We start from the raw sequence: 1196 nt of genomic DNA, 5'->3' as shown, positions 1-1196 counted from the left end.
AGCATTAGCATTAGCTTTATTCGCAACCACTTTCACCGCATGTAAGAAATCCGCAGATGAGGATTTTGCACCACAGGAATCTGTAAATCAAAGTGAATCCGTAGTTTCCGCAGGTGACCTGGGAGAAACCGCAGAGAAAGGCAGCTACCACTTAAAGAACTATACCTTAAAAGGTGTATTTGATTTCCCGATCGGTGCGGCGGTGGTTAAAGAGCGATTAGAAGAACCGCTGTATGCGAGCACCCTTAAAAAAGACTTCAACAGATTAAGCTCGGAGAGTAACTTCAAGTTTAAATCTACACACCCTGAAAAAGACAAGTATACCTTTGGCAAAGCTGACGCGATTGTAAAGTTTGCTCAGGAAAATAAAATGGTTGTTCATGGTCACTGTCTGATCTGGGCCAAAGATGACACCATGCCGAAATGGTTATTGAACTATAACGGAAATGCAGCTGACTTCGACAAGTTATTAAAAGAACACATCACTACCGTTGTTTCGCACTTTAAAGGTCAGGTAACCTCATGGGATGTGGTAAACGAGGCGATCGCAGATAATGGTACTTTTAAAGACAACATCTGGTTGCGCAAACTTGGTGAAGAGTATTTCTTCAAAGCTTTCAAATATGCACAGCAGGCAGATCCAAAAGTAAAGTTATTCTATAACGACTACGGACAGGAATTCGGTGGCAAGAAAATGCGTAAGATCATGGAACTTGTTGCTACTGCAAAACAAAGAGGTATCAAGATCGACGGTATGGGCTTCCAGATGCACACGGTGTTAAGAATTGACGTAAACAAGATCAACACCAACTTGAAAGTAGCTGCAGATGCAGGCCTGTTGGTTCACATCTCTGAGATCGACATCTCTGTAAAATACCAGATGCCAAAAACCTTTGATCTGACTGATGCGATGGCAAGGGAACAAGGCGCTAAATTCAAAGCGATCGTAAAAGGTTACATGGAGAACGTTCCAAAGAAACAACAATGGGGTATCACTACCTGGGGTGTTGGAGACAGAGACTCGTTCTTCAATAAAGGATATGCCAAGTTCAACCACGACCATCCATTATTATTCGGAAAAGACTACAAAGCGAAATGGGCTTACAGAGGTTTCATTGAAGCAGGTCTGAACAGATATCCAGGTTCATTCTAAAAAGAAAACATTAATAAATGCTTATAGGGAAGGTGGCTCAGCG

Annotated in this window: 1 protein-coding gene; it reads left to right on the top strand. The window is 42.1% G+C overall.

Annotation, left to right across the window (positions count from 1 at the left end):
* The coding region (locus ACTHQF_RS17575; protein ID WP_440432250.1) for an endo-1,4-beta-xylanase at window positions 1-1153 on the top strand (1153 nt) is incomplete at its 5' end.
* Window positions 1154-1196 lie beyond the last annotated feature (43 nt).

It is taken from the genome of Pedobacter sp. SAFR-022 (assembly GCF_051965375.1).
Classification (GTDB): Bacteria; Bacteroidota; Bacteroidia; order Sphingobacteriales; family Sphingobacteriaceae; genus Pedobacter.
The sequence above is the reverse complement of the archived record's forward strand: the minus strand, read 5'-3'. Positions and strand labels throughout refer to the sequence as shown.